Source organism: Vibrio sp. 1078-1, from assembly GCF_033340475.1.
Genome location: NZ_JAWOWM010000589.1, coordinates 1 through 596, shown reverse-complemented (window position 1 = coordinate 596; position 596 = coordinate 1). Strand labels below are relative to the sequence as shown.

Genomic DNA, 596 nt, shown 5'->3' with positions numbered 1-596 from the left:
TAGTTCATTGGTTTGGGCTTCATCCTTTAGCGTTTTTCCTTTTTTATATCCTTCATAAAAAAGTTCTCGATGAACCGTTAGCCCAACTTGTGGTTTACCATCAAGCTTAATAACACCACGTACTTCTGGTGACATTTCCACATCGTATTTTTTAAACGGCCAAAACATTGCACTTGCTCCTACCGAAAATAGAGCTAGGACCAGTATAAGCGAGTTTTTTTTAGCCATAGCCTTTCTCTATCCATTAGTTATTTTCTAGGATGATATGGAAAAAGATGAGTAAGAGAGAGAAGTTAATAAAGTGAAGATAATTTGTGGGAAGTGGCTCAAGATAATATGTAATTAAGAAATTTATTTTTATTATTTCTTAAACACTTAAATCATCGTCGTGACTCAATCTGCTTCAAAAGCCACTCTCTAAATCGCTCAGTTGACTGGCTTCTTGTATTCATGATCAAGTAATACCCAGCATTGGCAGGAATGGGGGCGAATGGAGAAACCAAACGTTTCGTCGTCAATTCATCCTCAATCAACGCCATGCGTGCCATCGCGATCCCGACTCCAGCTTCCGCCGCAGACATCGCCATGTCTGTTCG

At 39.6% G+C, this 596-nt stretch carries 2 pseudogenes; both read right to left on the bottom strand.

Annotated elements, in window-relative coordinates:
• A pseudogene (locus tag R7190_RS28960) lies at positions 1 to 228 on the bottom strand (hypothetical protein); the annotation flags it as partial.
• 152 nt (positions 229 to 380) lie between these two features.
• A pseudogene (locus R7190_RS28955) lies at positions 381 to 596 on the bottom strand (LysR substrate-binding domain-containing protein); the annotation flags it as partial.